Consider the following 20,154-nt stretch of genomic DNA (forward strand, 5'->3'; position numbering starts at 1 on the left):
GCGCAGTTTGGCGCGGCTACCCGGTAGACTTCTTGAAGTCCTCTCCATTAATCCGACTGGAAATGCTGATATTTTCAGCCGGATGTTCGTGCAAGATCACATTGATAATCTTGGGGTCCGATCCGATCGAGTCGTGCGTGACCTGGATGATGTCCCGGATGAGTTGTTCACGTCGTCCTTGCGTAAGACCGCTCTTGATATGGCATTCGATGAAAGGCACAATATTTCTCCGTCAGATCTATTTAAGACGTTCAATCAGTTCTTTATCGTTCGCCGCACCCTCGACATACTCCGGAAGATGCTCGCCGTGTTCGACGAAATTGATTCCACGTCCCTCGCGAATCACGAAAAAGATGTCATTCTTCGTTTCACCTGTCGCGGCGCTGACCACCCGGAGTAAGCCGGCGGCAAGTTGCCGCTTTTGCTCGTCGGTCCGACCAAAACGCATGTCACAAGAAATGAGTGCCATATATAGCTCCTAAATGCCTTTATGGATTATTGAATTCCCGGATGCATCGCCGGGAATCGTGGCTCCGGACTGACTTTCGCCAAGAGGTTCATTAAGTCTTCGATCGGATGTTCATCCAACTCCGAGACGAGCTCGATGAGCTGGTCTCGGAGTTTCTTGTCCGCGTGTTGTTCGCTTAACCAGTCAAATTTTTCGACGGTGCGTTCCCACGTGAACGGATTGTCCAGGCCGCCTTCGAAGCCGATATGCTCAGTGACCAACACGCGACCATCCTTGCATTTGATCGTCACGCGCGTGTTGAGAGCGTGTGGGTATTGCGCTGAAAATTCAGCGTCAGGTTTCACCGACACTCTTCTGAGCAATGCCTGTGCATCGGGTGCCTGTACACGCTCGGGTTCAAGCTGAGCCGGACCGACTCGGCCATCGAGCAACGCAGCCGCAATCAGATACTTGAGGTTGTAGTCCGCCTGTTCTTTGGTCTGCGGGTCATCCTTCGGGCCGAAGCTGCCGCCGCCGGCAATGTCGAATCCGCTTTGGAAGATGTCACATTGGACTTCGTCCACGTCATCGCTCGTCAAATCATGTTTTCGCTTTAACGCGAGCGTCGCTTCAAGGACAGGTTGACCATGAATGAGCGAACAGTATTTCTTCATGATCGTCTCGTGAACGACCTCAAGCCGCTGGTCTTCCCAATCGACGTCGAGTGGTTGGTCAAACATTCGCACCAGACCATTGGGCCCTTCGAAAAGGCGAATTGGACCTGTGAATCCACGCTTGGCAAGAGATGCAGAATAGACGGCTCTCATGCCCGTGATACCGGGGGAAAAGCCTTTCCACTGTGAAACCGGCTCGGAATGGACGCACGTCAGTGAAATATTGTCGATCGTTGCGATTGCAATCGCGTTAGCAATCTGATCGGCATCGAGACCGAACAGCTTTCCCGACCCGGCTGCGGCGGAGATCGCCAACTGAATAGCGTGGTTAAACCCTTTGGCCATAACCGGCACGATTGCGGTAATACGGCAGCCAATTTCATAGGCTGTTGCCAACGCCAGCATGAACTCTTCGCCACTTGCGGAAGCATGCTCAGCGGCTGCCAGAATGGTCCCGAAGTTATCGCTCGGGTGACAGAGTCCGCCGGGGGACATGTAGCTGTCCAGCAGGTCTACATACCGCACCAGGCCTGAGTTGTACAAGGCGGCCTGGTCGGGCGAAGTCTTACCGCCTCCAATCAACGAACATGTCCCCGAGCCGCGGTACTCATCGAACTGATCGCGAAGCGCCTTGAACGGCTTACCAGGCAGCGCTGCTATTGCACAACCAAGACTGTCAAGAATATTCCGCTTGAGAATTGCCCTCGCGCCGGGAGTAAGATGGTCTGCACGTGCGTCGTATGCAAAGCGGCCGATACGCTGAGCAGTCGTGGGTGTACTCATTTGAAATCTATCCCTCAAAAATTTCCGGATCGCCTCGAACGGCAGTCCGATTCTCAATTGGCGACTCGCGTGCATTTCTTTCAATTGACGCGCTTCGCCTTCCGTCTACACACGCTTATAGCTGTAGGGCTGCGATTTCGCTTCGTTGCCCGGCGACGTTGAACCAGCAGCAGTGACTCCGCCAACTGCCATCTCCTACCGAAGTCGGGTTTCGATGTGGCATTGCCGTGTCTCCAACCAATGAGACAAACTCGCATCATTCGAACTGGATATCAAGCGAAGGTATTAAATACGGTTATCTATCTCAGAGATAACCCAGTCATTCCGGGCCCCTGGCCCATCCGGCCAGTGCGCCCCGGAGCCGCTCATAGGATTCCGCTCAGGTGCTTTGCAGGTTGCGATGCTTCTAAACGGTCAACCGATTTTCGGATCATTTCGTCGCTGGAATCGAGAGATCACCGCGACCAATCGACTGATCAGTTACGCACGCGTATTTCGCGTCAGGTTGGTGTCGCCGAAGAACGCTTCACCCACGAAGGCTCATGAGTAGAGGCCGCCCGACGGCGCAGCTGTACTTTCCGACTTACGGCTCCCTCCGTGCGCGGACACGCCGCCGGTCCAGAATCGCGCTTATCGACTCCTGCCGAGGGCCAGGAATTACCTGAATCGACGAACCTGCGGAAATGAATCCAGTTTTGAACACGCTTAAATAAACACCGGAGTACCCACTGGCCATCATGTGTTTGGCAGCACGCGGGTATCCCATCACGGCGTTAAACTTGTAGCAGGGATTTCGGGGAGACTCGACACGAAATTCGACCTCATCGATCAAGATGCGATCTCCGACCCAGAGTTGAGTTTCGAGCAGCCCACTCGTCGTTAAATTCTCTCCCATCGCAGCAAACGGCAGCGGATCGTCCGCGCCCATTACGCCCGCTTCAAGCCGGCGTTCGCGCCACCATTCGTAGTGTTCGACCGGATACATATAAACAGCTTTCTCGAGGCCTCCATGCACGCTAAGGTCTACTTGCTCATCACCGACCAGCCCTAGCCTCTTGACCTCAATACAAGCCCGGTCGTGAAGCACGCTGACAGGGGTTTTGCGTATTCCGGAGTTAACCACCATCCCTGGCGAGGTACTACCCACGTCCAGCGGAGCACTCGAACCTACACTGGCCGCGAGTAGTCGGACGACGACTGGGTTGGTCGTTTCCGTAGTTGTATGCTGCACAAACTGTCGTTGCATAGCCATATCCGTGTTGTGCTACTTCGGCACAGACTCCATCCAATAAAGCCGACCAAGTCCGAGGCGCAAGTGCCGACGCAAACTGCTCTCTCAGCCAGGTCTCGTCGTCATCGTACCCGTCACCTCGGCGACAAAAACGCAGTCGAGATGGTCTCTCTCCACGTCTTCGACAAGTGAACGCGATGTACCGATCGAAACCTCCAACTCCACCCGGGGCCACCTGCCATGGTATTTCGAAAGCAAAGCCGCAAGGCGTGCCGCTGCGGTAGATTTCGTAGCGCCAATGCTCAAGCGTGCGCACTGCTGCTCAGGTTTCATCGCAAGTCTCGCCTCTTCCGCGAGATACAGGATTCGTTGCGCATAGTCCAGCATCGTGCGGCCACTTGGCGTCAACCTCGTCCGCTTTCCACTTCATAGAAAAGCTGAACCTCCAGTTCCTCTTCAAGCTGTTTTACGCGCATCGCCACATTTGACTGAACACGGGCCGAATGGCGTGCTGCTCGGGTCACACTTTGCTCGCTGGCGACGGCACAAAATATTTCTAACGATGAGAAATTCATTTCGCCCGCCGTTTGCTTCTCACTCGGGAATGCGACTAATACGAGAGTTTGGTTTGACCGGACGTGCAGTCAATCGGTAGGCAATAAAAACACTCTTTCCATTGCGGCAAGACGGGCAGTGTCACTCCTGGATCGCCACCGACGGAGTGCATAGTTATCGTTAGAAATTTGTTACAGAGAGGACCCTGCACGATGATCCGCGACAGGGGAAAACGACGCGGCAGGCCAGTGCCTGGGAACTACACGCAGACAGAAATCAGACGCCGCATCGTGCCGCACGCGACGCCCGATCACCTTTATCGAATCGGCTCGCTTACTTTGCCGTGGGCATTGCAAATTCAGCGCCCTTCTCCGTGCTCTCCGGCCAGCGCTGCATGATCGACTTCTGCTTCGTATAGAATCGAACACCTTCCTCGCCGTATGCATGCGTGTCGCCGAACAGACTGCGCTTCCAGCCGCCGAATCCGTGCCAGGCCATCGGGACCGGAATAGGGACGTTGATGCCGACCATACCTACTTCGATGCGTCGCCCGAATTCGCGAGCGATGTGCCCGTCGCGGGTGTAGCACGCCACGCCGTTGCCGAACTCATGAGCATTGATCAAATCGACCGCTTCCGAGAAGTCCTTCACACGGACGCAGGCAAGAACGGGCCCAAAGATTTCTTCCTTGTATATTCTCATCTCCGGTGTAACGTTGTCGAACAGCGTACCGCCCGTGAAGAATCCGCCCTCATGACCGTCGACCTTGAGGCCGCGACCATCAACGACCAACTTCGCACCTTCGTCGACACCAATCCCGATGTACCCTTCTATGCGTTCGAGCGCCTGTTGCGTAACGACAGGGCCCATTTCCGCATCGGACTCCATGCCATTCTTTACAATAAGACTACGCGCACGTTCGGCGAGCTTCGGAATGATCTTGTCAGCCACATCGCCGACGAGAACAGCGATCGAAATAGCCATACAACGCTCGCCAGCGGAGCCGTACCCAGCGCCAACCAGCGCGTCGACCGCTTGATCGATGTCGGCATCGGGCATCACAACCATATGATTTTTGGCCCCACCCAGCGCTTGCACGCGCTTGCCGTTCTTCGCGCCGGTCTCGTAGATGTAATTGGCGATTGGCGTCGATCCGACAAAGCTCACCGCCTTCACGTCCGGGTGCGCGAGCAAAGCATCAACAACGACCTTGTCGCCCTGAACCACGTTGAAGATGCCGTCCGGCAGACCGGCCTCCTTCAACAGCCTTGCCATGAACAACGACGCCGACGGGTCACGCTCGCTTGGCTTCAGAATGAAGGCATTGCCCGCCGCAATCGCAACAGGGAACATCCAGCAAGGCACCATGCACGGGAAGTTGAACGGCGTAATGCCCGCGACAACGCCGAGCGCCTGACGCGTTGTCCAGTTATCCATGCCCGTTGAGACCTGCTCGGTATAGTCCCCCTTAAGAAGCTGCGGAATGCCGCAGGCAAATTCGATGACATCGATACCCCGCGCCACCTCGCCTTGAGCATCCGAGAAGACCTTTCCATGTTCGGCCGTGATGATTGCGGCCAGTTCATCCCGATGCCTGTTCATCAACTCGAGAAACCGCAGCATGACGCGGGCGCGGCGGATCGGTGGCGTGTTGCTCCACTTCGGAAATGCAGCCTTGGCGCTTGCGACAGCGGTGTCGACATCTGCGATCTCCCCCAGCAGGAGTTTGCGTGGGCGTTCACCGGTCGCAGGATTGAAAATCGCCTGGGTACGCATTCCTGACCCACGTACTGGCTCGCCATGAATAAAGTGGGTGACGTCGGCTGTGTCGTTGAACGCTTGCATTTCGCTTCCTTGATTGATGGGTGGTGAACAAAGTCTAGGAGTCGGCATTACGTTTGCAAAGGCGTTAAACTTGAAATGATCGTTTCCAACGGCGAACAATAGACATATGGATACGCGAAAAGTCGAAGGCCTTTGGACTCATTTGCACTGGCTGACGGTTCTTGCCGAACAGGGCACGTACACTGCGGCGGCCGCGCGCCTTGGCGTGAGCAAGGCCGCAATGAGCCAACGCATCGCAGAACTCGAGCGAGCCTCGGGTGTCGCACTGGTGCAACGTAACACCCGCAGCGTACGACTCACTGAAGCCGGGCAGCGACTCGTCGACAACACACGTCTGGAGTACGAGCACATTGCGACGAGTTTTGCGATGGTTAAGGAAATGGCGGGCGTTGCACGCGGATTGATCAGGGTAACCGCTCCAGTGGCGTTCGCGCGGCAGCAGTTGGTGCCGAAGATGTCTGCGTTTCTGCGGGCGAATCCCGAAGTACGGGTTCAACTCGAAGCGTCTGATCGTCTGACCTCGATTGCCACGGAAGGCTTCGATCTTGCCGTCAGACATAGCTCTCAGGTCCCTGAGACCCATGTCGCCTGGAAGCTGTGCGAGACGCAATCCGTCATTGTCGCGACACACGCATATCTGGAGCGTCGAGGTTACCCTGAATCGCCAGCGGATCTCTCCGCTCACGATTGCCTGTTCTATCCTCGTGCTTTAGGGTCCGGAATCTGGTCGTTCGAACGCAGAGCCGCGCGGCGGACGCAGTCGGCTCCTTTGATGATCACGGTAAACGGCCCCTTCTCCGCTAACAATAGCGAAGCCTTGAGAGACGCGGCCCTTGACGATCTGGGCATCGCGCTGCTGCCCGATTTCACGGCGCAAGCAGCGATTCAATCGGGAAAACTCATTGTTCTCCTGCCTGACTGGCGGCCAATAGGCGCCTTTGCCGAGCAGCTCTATGTGGTCCGGCCATACACCCCGCACGTACCGCGCGCTGTCGAACTGTTTGTCACGTACCTGAGGGATACTTTCGCTGAAGGATTTCCTCCATAGCCGTTCGCGCCGCTACGTTTTCACGAGAAGCCAGTGGATTTCGAAACGGATTCCCAAGCGTCAATTTCGTGGCTCAGCACTGACATTCTGTCCCGGACTACACTTAACGCATCATCGCCAAGCACGAGGTGAACCGGCGGATCAACCTCGTCGATCAGGTCCAACATGATCTGCGCCGCCTTCACCGGATCCCCAGGCTGTTTCCCGTCTTTCGCCATACGAGCGCGGCGGATCGGAGCAAACACCGGGTCGTAGTCGTCGATGTTGTGCTCAGTGCGCACCATCGATCTGCCCGCCCAATCCGTTCGAAACGCGCCCGGCGCAACAGCGGTCACCTTAATACCAAAACTGCGCACTTCCTGTTCCAAGGCCTCTGATATGCCTTCAAGTGCAAACTTGCTACCGCAGTAGTATGCAATGCCGGGAAAAGTAACTAGGCCCGCCATCGACGTGATATTGATGATGTGACCGGTGCGTCGTATTCGCATCGACGGGAGCACGGCCTTGATCATAGCGACTGCGCCGAACACATTCACATCGAACTGACGACGGAGTTCATCGAGCGGAGATTCCTCGAGGATTCCTTCATGACCGTATCCTGCACTATTCACGAGAACGTCGATCGCACCAACGCGCTCGACGACTTCCTCGATCGTCGCATTGATTGAATCGAAATCAGACACATCGAGGATCGCACCGTGGGCGTGGTGTGCATGCAATCCCTCAATCTCAGCCTTCGCACGCTCGCTCCTCACAATGCCAATCACCGTATTGCCGGCGGCCAATGCTGCTCTCGCCAAGGCACGACCAAAACCGGAACTCGCACCGGAAATCAAAAAAATGCGCTGGGCGGCGTGGCTCATGTTTGGAACCTCCCGTTGGATAGTCTTCGAACTGCCGTTCCAGCAGCTACTTTGATAAGAAATCGGGCGCTAGATACGACGAGTAGGTCTGCACCACGCGCTACCTGAACCACTTCGTCCATGACTCAACACGACTCAAGCAGGCTGAATTCGCGGATCGAAATCGAACTCGAGTCTGATGCCGCCCGGCTCGTACAACATCGTGTGACGCTTGGGTCCTTCACCCATGTTCTCAGATGCGAACTCAACCACTACCCCTGGCCATCCGGAGACCCGTGCGAAGATTGCGTCGAGAGCCTCTTTACTACCGACCCGCAGCGCGAGGTGATGTAGACCTACATTCGTTTTGCGGTCGAACGCCACGCAATTCTGCAGATCCTTGACCTCCCAGAGTGTCAGCGTGATGTGCCCGTCGGACACAAAAGCCGCCGGGTAGTCGGGCCTCCCGCCAACCTGTGTCCAGCCCAGGACGTTGATGAAAAAGTCCCGGGTGACGCTCAGATTACGGACCGTCAGACCAACGTGGTCTATGCCAAGTGTTAGAGGTGCATCAGTCATCCCCAAGCTCTCCATTTGAACTTAGATGATATTCGTCAACTCCGAAGCGGCCTCGCGTGTAGCGTATTGTTCGAAACGATAAGATTTCGGCACCGTTGCCATCATCGCGGAGGTACTCTTTAAGAACCCGACGGAGCGTATAACGACGTTCCTGCGTTCGGATAGTCGACGCATCACGCAGAAAGCAGCTTAACAATGTTTCGAGAGTGCATAAGCGGTTTGTGACGATATGGGTATCGAGAAAATAGATACCCTTTCTTTGACCAGTACAACGGCCAGAATAGTGGTGACGAAAATGATCGCGCCGGCAACGGCAGCAACATGCTCAAGCTGACGACTGTCGTGAACGCCCCGAATACGCAGACGATGAGGTTTCTCCGCCAGTACACCGTTATGCCGCCGCCATCAAAGGCCCAAACTCCGAGCGCGAGACCTCGACGAAAGCGCGCATGGCGCTCGACATGTATGCGTCATGTCGTCGGACGAAAAGCGTCTCGACATGTGTTTTTTCAGGCGAGACCTCATGGAGAGCAATGATGTCCTGCTGCGCCGCTGACGCGACCACGCCTCGCGGCAGCAACGTGATCCCGATACCGGCCGCTACACACGCAATGATTGCGTCCAACGAGCCGAACTCGAGAGCCGTCACAAGAATCCCCATCTCGACAAGCAGCGCTTCCAGTTGCTGCCGATACGCGCATCCGACACGGAACACAATCGTTTTCAGGTTCGGGATTGACGCCAAAGACTCCAGCGAGTCTATGGTCCGAGGGGTCACAAGCACCAGTTCTTCATGAAGAATCGTTTCGCTGTGAAGCTCCGGATGGTCAAAAGGACCTGCTATGAACGCTCCATCCAGACGACATTCCGTGACATCCGTCGCGAGGCTGCGGCTTGTTCCGGTCGTCAGCGACAGCCTGACTTGCGGATACATCCGCGCGAAGTTGCTCACTATCGGTGAAAGCCGCAGCGCCGCAGCGGTTTCCATGGTTCCCAACACCAGGGAACCACCCGGAGGTCCGTCGTCCATGGCCGCCACGCGAGCGTCTGCAACGAGCTTGGCGATCCGCGCCGCGTAAGGAAGCATGCGCTGCCCCGCCGGAGTCATGCTCACACCGCGGACATGCCGCTGAAAGAGCGCAACACCAACTTCTTTTTCCAGTGAACGGATCCGGGCCGTTACGTTGGACTGGACAGTGTGCAACTCTACGGCCGCCCTGTTCATGCTCCCGTGGCGAGCGACCGCTTCAAATGCCCTGAGGTCCGCAACATCCATAACGCTACCCTATGAAAAATTTCCGAAGTCGACGACGAACCGACATTGCGGCGCGAAAGTCATCGTGGAAGTCACTGCGGAGGATGCCTCACGCTTCCGCCAGATTTTGTCGGATGGCGTCCTCAAAAGCTTCGACAGGCTGTGCGCCGGTCAGCAGATAGCGATTGTCAACGATGATTGACGGCACCGAATGGATACCCATCGCCTGGTATTTCTCTTCTTCCGCACGAACTTCATCGGCGTAGTCGCCGCTTTGCAGAACGATGCGCGCCTGCTCTGCGTCGAGCCCCACAGATTCCGCAGCGTCGACCAGAACGTCATGGTCGCTCGGGGCTTTACCCTCGCTATGATAGGCCCGTAGTAGCGCCTCTTTCAGCGGTAACTGTTTGCCTTTGATAGCGGCCCAATGCAACAGGCGATGCGCATCGAAGGTGTTGTAAATGCGTGTGCGCGGGCCAAAAGTAAAGCCGACATTCGCGCCACGCTCGCGCAGCGCGACCTGTGCCTCGGCTATCTGTTCCGGGGTGCGCCCGTATTTCTTTCCGATATGTTCGACGAGTGCTTCGCCATCGTTGCCCATCTGCGGATTCAGTTCGAAGGGATGCGTGACTAATTCGACGTCGACGGCCTCGCCAAGGCGCGCGATCGCAAGTTGCAGCGAGGAGAGACCGATAGCACACCACGGGCACGCTACGTCGGAGACAAAATCGATTCTGAGTGGTTTTTTCATTGCTTTCATGATGAAAATGACCTGTTACGCGAACGACTCGATACGAGGGCAACAGAGACAGACAGGCACAACCGAATTTGTGAATGCCTGCGGGATCGTTCGCCTGATCACGGCGCACCCAAGGTCGGAAACCGCGACACGACATGGGTGGCGAGTTCGTCGAGCACCAGAGCCGAGCGGGACAAACGTCAGGCGAATGCGCACGGAAGGTCCGGCGGGCCTTCGGCAGAGCGGCTGGCGCTGCTACCACGAGTCATCTTCACGGATGCGTGTTGCGGGTTAGTGTTCATGTGAATAGCCTGACCACGTCAAGAGACACCATGACGTTTCGGCTGTGATGGGGATGCCTCGTATTCTGAACGACTTTCGATGCGAGATGATCGCAGTCTGTGGTAATTCAATTGTTCCTGTGCGTCAACCATTCTGCGATGCCATCATCACCGGTCGTGCGACGCCGCGCGAATTTCAATTGTTGGCCGGTGTTCAAGTGTCCACGCCACTGTATCGGCCAAAGAAAGAGGAATGCAAAGTAGGATAAGCGCTTGCCGGCGATAGCTTTCACATCTTGATGCTCAGCATCGTTAGGGTCACCAGGCCCAGCGCCGATACATACGTTTGGCTGGTATCCATGCCGAAGGTCGCATTGTCAGGCTGGGAATCCAGGCTGGATCATTCCCATCGCTCGTGCCATCGCGCCGACACCGTTTCTTTTATTCACGGAGGAAAGAATGCCGCTAATTCGTATCGATGTCCTTCAAGGAAGAACGGAGGCTGAAATCAACTCCTTGCTCGATGCCGTACATCGAGCCGTAGTCAAGGCTTTCGAAGTACCCCAAACGGACCGCTATCAGGTGTTGACGGAACACAATCTCCGCCGGTTAGTCGCGGAAGACACCGGGCTCGGAATCGTACGTACCGAAAAACTGACGCTGGTTTCAGTCACCACTCGTCCACGTTCTGACGAGTCAAAGCGCAAATTCTATAGTGAGCTTACGGCCGAATTAGCGGCAAACTGTGGCACGGGTGCAAATGATGTGATCGTCTCCATCACCACCAACTCAGACTCGGACTGGAGCTTCGGGAACGGCGTCGCTCAGTATTTAACCGGCGAACTTTGACACGTGTACAACGTGGTCGCTGCTGCCTGACGGGCTCCAGATCACTCTGACCGCATTGCCAGCCTGGCTCCCACCCCGTGGCCTGCCATGGAGCGTTAGCAAAGGATTCGGGTGCACCGCTTTAGCCCCGCACTCGGTAAGCCGCAGTAACAACATCGTTCATTCAGAAAATGGTTTAAAGGCTTGTTTTTGCTATCAATTCTGAGAGGCCCGACGGATAAATCCCCAGTCAGTCGAACGCGGTGCGGTATGCAAACAACGAAGGAGTACCCCCACTCATAAGAAACAGAACCTTTTTCCCCGCACCGAAAGCTCCATTCTCGACGCTCTGAATCAGACCCGCGAACGCCTTGCCGCTATATACTGGGTCCAACAGAAGGCCTTCCTGACTGGCCAAAAGATTGACTGCCCGGCGCATTGAGTCAGTAGGCAATCCGTAGCCGATTCCGAGTTGGTCACCATGGAGAACAACGTCGTCGCCGGATACCGTGAGACCAGAACCCATCAAGTCAAGCGTCTGCTGCACTTTTTCGCACGTGGTGGCATACGCTTTTTCGAGCGGCGCAAGAACCGTGTACCCCACTACTTTCATCGGCGACACACCAGCAGCGATCGCCCCCGCTATAAGCCCGGCCTGCATGCCACCACTGCCATTTGCGACAACGATATAGTCAAAGTCAATTCCGCCGCTCCTCGACTGGTCGAGAATCTCAATTGCACAGGAAACATAGCCCAGACAGCCGACCGGGCTCGATCCGCCGAGCGGACACACATACACTTTTCGGCCTTCGCCACGCAGCTTTGCGGCCCGCTCTTCCGCAACCTGCAGCGCATTAACGTTCCCTGGAACATCATGGATGACCGCACCAAAGAGGCGATCTAGTACCACGTTGCCATTTTCGACATAGTCATCGTCTTCGATCGGAACCAGCCTCGAGAGCACCAGTTCACATTTCATTCCAATGCGCGCAGCCGCCGCTGCCGTCAACCGGGCATGATTCGACTGTCGGCCGCCAACCGTGATGATCGTGTCGGCGCCTGCCGCCTGCGCCTCCCCGATCAGAAACTCGAGCTTGCGCAGCTTGTTGCCGCCGCCTCCCAGGCCATCAAGATCTTCCCGCTTGACATAGATCTCGGCACCTCTTAGGTGCTGACTCAATCTAGGCAGTGCCAGAATCGGTGAAGGCCCGTCGCGCAATTGCGCCTTGGGAAACCGGGAAAGATCCGGTACTCGCAATGTCATTTAATCACCCCACAAGTTGGTTGATCGTTCGTCGATACGGAGAGTGTCGTCGTTGGGTGGCCGGGTCGAACTCACGGTTGGGCGCACACGCGTACCGGCTCCTAGTCGTTTCCACGGCAGATCGGCCGGATCAGCCGCCATCGGGCCAGGCGACTTGGCCACGAGAATACGCTCGGCAATAGGACCGAAGTCCGCGCGGAAATGCACCGAGCTCTTGTTCACCAGGATCCTCATCTTCTCAGGCTGGATACCAGCCATTCTGAAAAGGTTGCGATCGTTCATCGGTGCCTTAACGGAACTCACCGCGACTCTCACGTCGTCAATTCGAAGGCAGGCCGTCGGACCGACATCGACGTGCATTCCGTGCATCATCGGACCATCAAAGATACATTTGCCGTCTGAAAGATGTTCAACTTCGAATGTCGCCTCGAACGGAAAGTCACCAACAACCTTAGACTTGCCGCCCAACGCTACTGTGATGTAACTTCCTTTGCCCGCCTTGTGAGCCACTCGAACGACTTCAGGGTCCCACATCAGGCCCAGTGCAGCGCCCTGAGCTTTGTTGCGCACCAGTGCCCGGAGCATTCCCGTCGTATTTGAATCCGCGCCGCCATGAGGGTTATCCTGCGTGTCGGCGATGACCACCGGGCGGTTCGCGCGGGAAGCGATTCGCTGCGCCTCACGTACAGCCTCGTCCGGGTTAAGAAATTCGACCGCCCATTCGGACTCCCGCTCGATGATCTCGTCATAAATGGCTGCCACCGCCGCATCCGCGTGGTCTGGTTCGGTGGCATAGCACCAGACCATCGGTCCGCATTCCGGAAAATCCGCAGCGGGGAATCCCGGTGTGAACGAAATTGACAGTACTGCGGTATTTTCCTGAGCTGTCAGATGTTGGTAGACGCTACGCGCCGGCTCAAGCAGTGTGCACATCGCATTCACCGGAATGAGAAACGGGATGCGCCGATAGGCCATCGTGACCGGCGTTTTGCTGGCTATCAGCCGTCGCAATAGATGCGCCGCAGCCCTTCCCGTATCGGCCATGTCCACGTGAGGGTACGTCCGGTATGCCACGAGACCGCTTGCATTGCGCAGCATCTGCTCCGTTACGTTCGCATGCAGATCAAGTGACGCGACAACAGGTAGGTCACCACCGACAATACTTCGAATGCGTGCCAGCAGTTCCCCTTCCCCGTCATCGACATGCTCGGCCACCATTGCTCCGTGCAGGTCCAGATAAATCGCGTCCACCTTGGTGGTGCGGACCGCTTCGACGATTTCACCAGCAATCCGCTCGTAAGCTGATCGGGTTACGTGGGCCGAAGGGCTCGCCGCCGCCCATATGATCGGGATCAGGTGATGTCCTTCCGCTTGCATCTCCTCGATAAATCCTCCGATCGGGATGTTCACGTTTTGCAATTGGAATACGTCGTCTTCGCGGACCATAGCTGGAAATCCTTCCCCGCGGACGAAATTCTCATAGTCCGCCTTGGACGGCGCAAATGTGTTTGTCTCGTGCTGGAACCCGGCAATCAGTATTTTCATGATGTGGCGTCCTTCAAGCCTCTCGTTTGGATCGAATAAGCGCTAGAACGCACGCTCCCACCATCAACAGAGCAACCGTTGGCAGAAGTGCAGTCTGCATGCTCCCGGTTGCGCTTTTTACCCATCCAATGATGCTTGGGCTGATAAAACCCCCAACCAGCCCAATCGTGTTGATCAGCGCAATGCCGCCGGCCGCCACGTCCCCCTTCAGATGCTCTGACGGCATGGCCCAGAATACCGTGTACGCAGCCCACGTGAGAGCTGTCGCCAACGTAATGCTGCCGAGCGATAACCACAGCGAACCTATCGAAAATGCTGAAACGGCCAGCGCAACCGCACCAACCATTGCGGGCACCGCGCTATGCCAGCGACGCTCCATCCGCTTATCAGAGCTTCTGCCTATCACCCACATCGCGATCACCGCAAGACCATAGGGAATGGCTGACAGGAAGCCAATGGTCATGAGATCTGACACGCCTCCTGACTTGAGGATTGTCGGAAGCCAGAAACTGACGGCGTATATGCCACATATAAGGCAGAAATACGCGAATGCCATCACGTAGACGCGACCGTCGGTGCAGACGTCCCTGAACCCCGCGTGACTCGCCTTCCGGCTTCCGATGTCTTGCAAAAGTGATGCCTTCTCATCGCTGGACAACCATCGCGCCGATTCAATGCGATCGTCCAGACAGAAGAACGTAACGACTCCGAGGACAACGCAGGGCAAGCCCTCGAGGAGAAACATCCATTGCCAACCAGCAAGCCCGTGCGCACCCGAAAGCAAGGCCATGATCCCTGTCGACAAAGGTGCCCCGACAATCCCACCGAGAGGCGCGGCCGCCATCACGAAAGCCATCACCTGCGCCATCCGCGCCTGTGGGTACCAACATGTCAGATAAAAGACCATTCCCGGCGCGAAACCGGCTTCGAAGACTCCGAGCATGAACCGCAGAATGTAGAACGAATGCACATCGTGAACAAACATCATGGCAGCGGATGTGAGTCCCCATAGCACCATGATTCGGCTGAGCGTTTTGCGCGCTCCGAGGCGAGGAAGCAGCAGGTTGCTCGGGATTTCAAAGAGCATGTACCCCAGAAAGAAAATCCCTGCACCGACCCCGAACGCCGCGTCGCTGATTCCGATGTCGGATTGCATCTGTAGCTTCGCGAAGCCGATATTGATCCGATCAAGATAGGCGAAGAGATAGCAGCACACCAATAGCGGTAACACATGCAAGTCTATGCGACGATAAACAGCTCGCTTGCCATGCGAGAGCGCAGCGGAAGACAGTGTAGACATCAATTCGCTCCAGTTTCGATAGCGGATCCGGCGGTTCTGGTGTCTGCATCGTTACCCAAGAAAAACCTGGTTGCAAGAGCAACCGTGGACCGCTATCGTTGTCTTTTGAGCAACACGGGGATTTACGCCATGCGGGAAATAAACCAACGCAGGCTTCGTTATTTTCACGAAGTGCTGACCCACGGCTCAATTCGCAGCGCCGCCGACAGCGTCAACACGGCGCCGTCGGTCATTACGCGGCAGATCAAGCTGCTGGAAGATGAAGTCGGGATGGTCCTGTTCGAAAGGCAATCCCGCGGCGTGGCACCAACCGAGGCGGCACATCAGTTGCTGGAATACTGGAGAGCCTGCCAGGCACAGCAGGAGCATCTTCAGGACAGGCTAGATGAGTTGCGTGGGTTGCAGCGAGGTCAGGTTCGGATCTCCATCAGCGAAGGCTTCGTCGATGACTTCCTGGACGAAGTGCTGAACAGTTTCTCGGCGCAGTACCCGAAGCTGGATGTCGTAATGAATGTGGCACCGGTCAACGAGGTGGTAAGAGAAGTCGAAGAAGACATCGCGCACATCGGGATAGCGTACAACCCGCCCAACTCCCCACACACCCGATACCTTGCAAGCGCCCCGGAGCCCGTCGTCGTACTCGCCGCAAGAGATCATCCACTGTCACAGGGCGATACCCGAACACCGATCTCTGTCCATCATGCACTTTCTTATCCGATCGGTCTCATGCCGGTGTCCTTCGGTCTCGGTCAGCTCATGCAGGCCCTCGCTTTCGCGGAGAATCTGCGTCTCGCGCCAGTACTCACTGTTAATTCCCTGCGTGTGCTGATCAGGTTCGCGAAGACGGGACGTGGCGTCATTTTCGCAACCAAGTTTGCTGCCCGCGCCGAGCTCGAGGCAGGAACCTTGGTTTCTAGAACGGTCGACCATCCGCTGTTTTCGTCCGCGCAAGCCAGAGTCCTCGTGCGCAACGGGCGTCCTCTTTCCAAGGCAGCTGACGAGATCCTCAAACGCATCCTGTACGATATGACCGTATTTCAGTCACACAGATCGTCAGCACGGAAACGAAGCACACGCAAAAAAGGATGACGCGTACATCGGTGGGAAAACATGACGCACACCGTATTGACCGTCTACACAGGGTCGTGTCGCACGCGATTACGTCGGGAGGCGCGATCGGGCACTGCCTCAACGTTGGGCCGTCAATAGCGAATGTATTTCGGCCACTACGCCGGCACCTTCCCCGACGGCGGACGTGACACGCTTAATCGAAGTCGAACGCACGTCGCCGATTGCAAAAACGCCCGGAACACTCGTCTGAAATGCGAAATTGGCCGTCGTTGACTCCGTCGAACCCGTGCGGTCGGTAATAACGAAACCTTTGTCATCAACCTCCACTCCGCATCCACGCAACCAGCCGGTGGCAGGGTCGGCGCCGGTGAAGAGAAAGAGATGGCGAGTCGGGATTCGTGTGTGATTTCCGTCCGAACAAAAATGAACCTCCGTCACGCCGTCCTCGTCTGATGCGACAGATTCGATGGCAGAGTTGCTATGAATCGTCACGTTGGCGAACGAGCTCACGCGATCGATCAAATATCTCGACATCGTTTCGTGCAAGCTCTCGCGTCGAATCAGCACATGGACATGTGCTGCATAGCTCGCCAGGAAGACGATTGCCTGTCCAGCAGAATTCCCTCCTCCCACGAGTACGATTTCCGAACCCTGACAGAGACGACCCTCGATCGATGACGCCCAATAGTAGACGCCGCGAATCTCGGACTCATTGAGGCCCGTGATTTGAGGGCGGCGATAGGCAGCACCGGATGCTATAACGACCGTCTTCGCGTGGGCGCAACGACCGTCCCTGAGTTCGATCATGAAGGGCGATTCGGCGCAATGCAGCTTTTCCACCTCGGTCGGTATGACTATTTCCGCGCCAAATTTAACAGCCTGCTCATATGCGCGGCTAACCAGAACATGACCGGAGATGCCGGTTGGAAACCCGAAATAATTTTCGATCCTGGTACTTGCGCCGGCCTGTCCACCAAAGCCCTTTGAGTCGAAAACGAGCACGGAAAGTCCTTCTGACGCGGCGTACACGGCCGCAGCGAGTCCGGCTGGACCCGCACCGACAATGACGGTGTCGTACGTGCCGGCTTCATCGAAGCCGAGCAGCAGACCGAGCTTCGACGCGAGAAGCGTTTCATCGGGATTGTGCAGGATAGAGCCGTCAACCAGTACGGCTAGCGGCATCTGTCTTTCTACGCACTGTGTCTTCGAAAGGAAATCGCGAGCCTCATCGTCCGCGGACGGATCGAGGATCCGATGTGGATGATTGGCGCGCCTCAGCAGATTTGCGAGAACGATGAGTCTCGCGTCAGTCGAAGATCCGATCAGGATCGGGCCACTACCATCCTGAATCAATCCGACGCGCCGAAGAATGAACGCGCGCATGATCTCCGAGCCGAGTTGAGCTTCGGCAATCAGAAGCGCCCGGAGCCGCTCAGGCGCGATCAGGAACGCATCAACGTCCGTGACGGCAATCGCGTCAACGAGGTATGGTTTGCCGCTGAGTGTGGCCGTCTCTCCGAGAAAGTGCCCCTCACCAACCTCCTGAAAAAGCCGCGACTGCCCAAATCCGTTCCGTACGATCAAATGTACGGTTCCACGAGTCAAGATCCTCATGCCGTCGCTCTGCTCTCCGGCGCGAAACATGACGTCGCCGGCTTTCCAGTGTTCCGTCGTCCCGAAGCGAGCCGCCTTGGCTATCCGCGTTGCGGTCAAACGGGGATACATCTGATACCGACGCCGCTCAATCTGGGTGCGCTGCCCTGCCTCGACGGTTTCGTAATCTTCAGGCGTGACACGGACGCCGGGTGGTGCACCGTCTTTCAACGTCATGGAAGTTTCCTTGTTCAGCCAGGAGGTAGTGGGCATTCGAATTATTCGCTGCCGAATCGCTCGGGTTTGGCCTCGAGGAACTGCGTAGCATTGCAAGAGTCTGCAACGAGGGATACAGCTGGAATACGCTCCGGCAAGCGCGATCTGTCTCAACGGACGCCGACAAAACTATGTCTGCGGTCGACACATCCGACCCATGCCAACCCACAGCCTCCAGTAGGAACTATAAGGTTTTCGACGACGCTGAATAAAGGCCAAGGCATGAACAACACCTTTTACATCTGGTAAATAGAGAATGTCATGGGAGGTCGCAAAGATGATGTCTTCTCTACTTGGGTTCAGCATGGATGCACGATTCTGGTTCCCACCCGGATATGTGTAGACATGGCAAGCACTGTTTGGAAATGACCGCCAGATGTTCTGGATTCCTCCAAACTTCTCTGACTTGGGCGATCACCCGTTTGCTCATCCGACCCAATTCACTAAAAGAGATTTCAACCATCACAAATCATCATTTGAAGTGATTGAACGGTCCATATATCGTTCAAGAAACAGAAAGCTGCAGCCCGGGAGGTGGACCAAGCAATCTCCTGATGGGACTGCGCATCAAAAACCTTCCATGGACGGAGACAAACTGATGGAAACAACTGCAGCGGCCGGTATTCGGTGCGGATTCAACTGGCTATTCGATGCACCGGTTGCAAACTCGGGCAGGCCAGCGCAACGACTATTGCGGGGATAAGCCAATGAACCTCGCCCATCAACTCCTCCTTACCACCATCGCTAACATCGAGTCGTACAGTCACGGCCAATGCCGGATTGGTACGCAGACGATGTCGGGCGCATCCGAAGCAGCAACCCACTTGGATTTCGACTGGCGCCTGCCTTGAAGGCTGAACTTGACCTGCCGGTGTCAGCCCTCTTCATGGCCCGACCGTCGTCAGAAAACACACGCAAGGAGGTAGGTATGAAACTGCGGGACAATGGCCTCGGGTTCTCACCCGTCACTATCGCGCTGCATTGGCTAGTGGCCGCTCTGCTACTCTCGATTATCGGCTTCGACATCGCCATATGCCAAACAGCCGGCGAGGTGCAAAGCGCGGGCTTGACGCGGATCCAAAACCTGCTCGGCACCATATTGTTCGTCATCTCGATCTATCGATTCGGGGCGCGGATGTCTTCCTATCATCCCCTGCCCGTCGGCACGCCGAACCCCATTGAAGTGATCGTCAGTAGATCCGTGGCAGTTTCCCTAGCCCTGGCGATGGTTCTGCTTCCGATCGCCGCATGGCTTTCAAAGTCGGCCGCAGGAGAAGGTATTGATCTGCCTGGCGGATTCGCGATACCTGCTCTCATTGAACCCAACGCGCAGGTCAAGCCAGTTGTCGATATCCTTTTCAACGTCGGCGCGACAGCCTTTCTCCTGGGCTTGGCGCTGCATATCTTTGGCGCGCTCAAGAATCACCTGGTTTTACGGAATGACGCCCTAAAACGAATGATCGGAAAACACGTGGAGCTTTGAAGCCATGAGCGAAGTCAAATCGGATTTTGCCGTGAGCTAGGTCACTCGACTCTGCGGCGTCAGGTATCCCATCTTTCTCGCGGGCATGGCGGCGATTTCTGGCCCCAAGCTGGTCGCCGCGGTGGCGAATGCCGGCGGAATGGGTACGCTCGGCGGCCTGCGACTGCCGCCGCTGGCCCTGCTCAAATGGATACGGGAAACAAGGGAACTGACAGACATGCCCTTCGGAGTCAACCTCGTTCCGTCGTTCGGTGGTCCTGAGGTATTCGAAGCGCAGTTTCAGGTGATCCTCAGGGAGAAGCCGCGGCTGCTTTCGCTGTTCTACGCCGAGGACTATGTCGAGATGATTCCCCGTGCCAAGGATGCCGGGCTGGTGGTCTCGGTGCAGGTTGGCACAGTCGAACTCGCCGAAATGGCAATCGAGCGCGGGGCGGATATGATCGTGGCGCAGGGAAGCGAGAGCGGTGGCCACCTCAACCGGGGCACCATTGGCCTGATGTCGCTGCTACCGGCT

19 protein-coding genes and 1 pseudogene are annotated in these 20,154 nt (G+C 56.3%); 5 read left to right on the top strand and 15 right to left on the bottom strand.

Going from position 1 to position 20,154, the window contains the following annotated elements; all coding sequences use genetic code 11:
* Positions 1-16: 16 nt before the first annotated feature.
* The 7 genes from P0D80_RS26080 to P0D80_RS26110 form a co-directional block, all read right to left on the bottom strand.
* Positions 17-220: a tautomerase family protein gene (locus P0D80_RS26080; RefSeq protein ID WP_408176047.1), complete on the bottom strand. Its 204-nt coding sequence runs from the start codon at positions 218-220 to the stop codon at positions 17-19.
* An 18-nt stretch (positions 221-238) separates the two neighbouring features.
* Positions 239-469, bottom strand: coding sequence for a tautomerase family protein (locus tag P0D80_RS26085; RefSeq protein ID WP_132374109.1), 231 nt, complete (start codon positions 467-469; stop codon positions 239-241).
* A gap of 26 nt (positions 470-495) precedes the next feature.
* Positions 496-1,905 (bottom strand): MmgE/PrpD family protein, encoded by a 1,410-nt coding sequence (locus tag P0D80_RS26090; protein WP_408287593.1) that lies wholly within the window; start codon positions 1,903-1,905, stop codon positions 496-498.
* Between the two features lie 583 nt (positions 1,906-2,488).
* A complete protein-coding gene (locus P0D80_RS26095; RefSeq protein ID WP_408287597.1) occupies positions 2,489-3,151 on the bottom strand; it encodes an MOSC domain-containing protein in 663 nt (220 codons plus the stop codon).
* Between the two features lie 90 nt (positions 3,152-3,241).
* Positions 3,242-3,523 (bottom strand): LysR substrate-binding domain-containing protein, encoded by a 282-nt coding sequence (locus P0D80_RS26100; RefSeq protein WP_408287600.1) that lies wholly within the window; start codon positions 3,521-3,523, stop codon positions 3,242-3,244.
* Between the two features lie 17 nt (positions 3,524-3,540).
* Positions 3,541-3,711, bottom strand: a complete 171-nt coding sequence (locus P0D80_RS26105; protein ID WP_408176041.1) for a LysR family transcriptional regulator — start codon at positions 3,709-3,711, stop codon at positions 3,541-3,543.
* A gap of 313 nt (positions 3,712-4,024) precedes the next feature.
* Entirely contained in the window at positions 4,025-5,536 is a 1,512-nt protein-coding gene (locus P0D80_RS26110; protein ID WP_408287604.1) for a CoA-acylating methylmalonate-semialdehyde dehydrogenase, read from the bottom strand.
* 106 nt (positions 5,537-5,642) lie between these two features.
* Here P0D80_RS26110 and P0D80_RS26115 point away from each other — a divergent pair, with 106 nt between their 5' ends.
* The gene (locus P0D80_RS26115; RefSeq protein WP_408287606.1) at positions 5,643-6,584 is read left to right on the top strand and encodes a LysR family transcriptional regulator; all 942 of its coding nucleotides are present in this window, start codon (positions 5,643-5,645) and stop codon (positions 6,582-6,584) included.
* Positions 6,585-6,604: 20 nt separating this feature from the next.
* On the opposite strand, the gene P0D80_RS26120 is transcribed toward P0D80_RS26115, so the two are convergent.
* The 4 genes from P0D80_RS26120 to P0D80_RS26135 all read right to left on the bottom strand — a co-directional run bounded on the left by P0D80_RS26120 (position 6,605) and on the right by P0D80_RS26135 (position 10,011).
* A complete protein-coding gene (locus P0D80_RS26120) occupies positions 6,605-7,447 on the bottom strand; it encodes an oxidoreductase (protein ID WP_408287609.1) in 843 nt (280 codons plus the stop codon).
* 135 nt (positions 7,448-7,582) lie between these two features.
* Entirely contained in the window at positions 7,583-8,005 is a 423-nt protein-coding gene (locus P0D80_RS26125; protein WP_408287612.1) for a VOC family protein, read from the bottom strand.
* Between the two features lie 391 nt (positions 8,006-8,396).
* Entirely contained in the window at positions 8,397-9,281 is an 885-nt protein-coding gene (locus P0D80_RS26130; protein ID WP_408176032.1) for a LysR substrate-binding domain-containing protein, read from the bottom strand.
* Positions 9,282-9,369: 88 nt separating this feature from the next.
* Positions 9,370-10,011, bottom strand: coding sequence for a DsbA family oxidoreductase (locus tag P0D80_RS26135; protein ID WP_408176187.1), 642 nt, complete (start codon positions 10,009-10,011; stop codon positions 9,370-9,372).
* A gap of 728 nt (positions 10,012-10,739) precedes the next feature.
* Here P0D80_RS26135 and P0D80_RS26140 point away from each other — a divergent pair.
* Entirely contained in the window at positions 10,740-11,129 is a 390-nt protein-coding gene (locus tag P0D80_RS26140; protein ID WP_408176030.1) for a tautomerase family protein, read from the top strand.
* Between the two features lie 229 nt (positions 11,130-11,358).
* On the opposite strand, the gene P0D80_RS26145 is transcribed toward P0D80_RS26140, so the two are convergent.
* Genes P0D80_RS26145 through P0D80_RS26155 form a run of 3 tightly spaced genes read right to left on the bottom strand, consistent with a single transcriptional unit; the run spans position 11,359 to position 15,217 of the window.
* Entirely contained in the window at positions 11,359-12,372 is a 1,014-nt protein-coding gene (locus P0D80_RS26145; RefSeq protein WP_408176029.1) for a D-cysteine desulfhydrase family protein, read from the bottom strand.
* Positions 12,373-13,917 carry a M81 family metallopeptidase gene (locus tag P0D80_RS26150; protein WP_408176028.1) on the bottom strand — a complete coding sequence of 515 codons (1,545 nt, stop codon included), beginning with the start codon at positions 13,915-13,917 and terminating at the stop codon, positions 12,373-12,375.
* 13 nt (positions 13,918-13,930) lie between these two features.
* Positions 13,931-15,217: an MFS transporter gene (locus P0D80_RS26155; RefSeq protein WP_408176027.1), complete on the bottom strand. Its 1,287-nt coding sequence runs from the start codon at positions 15,215-15,217 to the stop codon at positions 13,931-13,933.
* Positions 15,218-15,346: 129 nt separating this feature from the next.
* Between P0D80_RS26155 and P0D80_RS26160 the strand changes: the two genes are divergently transcribed.
* Positions 15,347-16,306, top strand: a complete 960-nt coding sequence (locus P0D80_RS26160) for a LysR family transcriptional regulator (protein WP_408176186.1) — start codon at positions 15,347-15,349, stop codon at positions 16,304-16,306.
* Between the two features lie 99 nt (positions 16,307-16,405).
* On the opposite strand, the gene P0D80_RS26165 is transcribed toward P0D80_RS26160, so the two are convergent.
* Positions 16,406-18,118 (bottom strand): FAD-dependent oxidoreductase, encoded by a 1,713-nt coding sequence (locus tag P0D80_RS26165; RefSeq protein WP_408287617.1) that lies wholly within the window; start codon positions 18,116-18,118, stop codon positions 16,406-16,408.
* 967 nt (positions 18,119-19,085) lie between these two features.
* On the opposite strand from P0D80_RS26165, the gene P0D80_RS26170 reads away from it, so the two are divergent.
* Both P0D80_RS26170 and P0D80_RS26175 read left to right on the top strand, forming a co-directional pair.
* Positions 19,086-19,640, top strand: a complete 555-nt coding sequence (locus P0D80_RS26170) for a cytochrome b (protein ID WP_408176024.1) — start codon at positions 19,086-19,088, stop codon at positions 19,638-19,640.
* A gap of 40 nt (positions 19,641-19,680) precedes the next feature.
* A pseudogene (locus P0D80_RS26175) lies at positions 19,681-20,154 on the top strand (nitronate monooxygenase); the annotation flags it as partial.

Origin of the sequence: Paraburkholderia sp. RL17-373-BIF-A, assembly GCF_046030175.1 — a bacterium.
Taxonomy (GTDB): Bacteria; Pseudomonadota; Gammaproteobacteria; order Burkholderiales; family Burkholderiaceae; genus Paraburkholderia.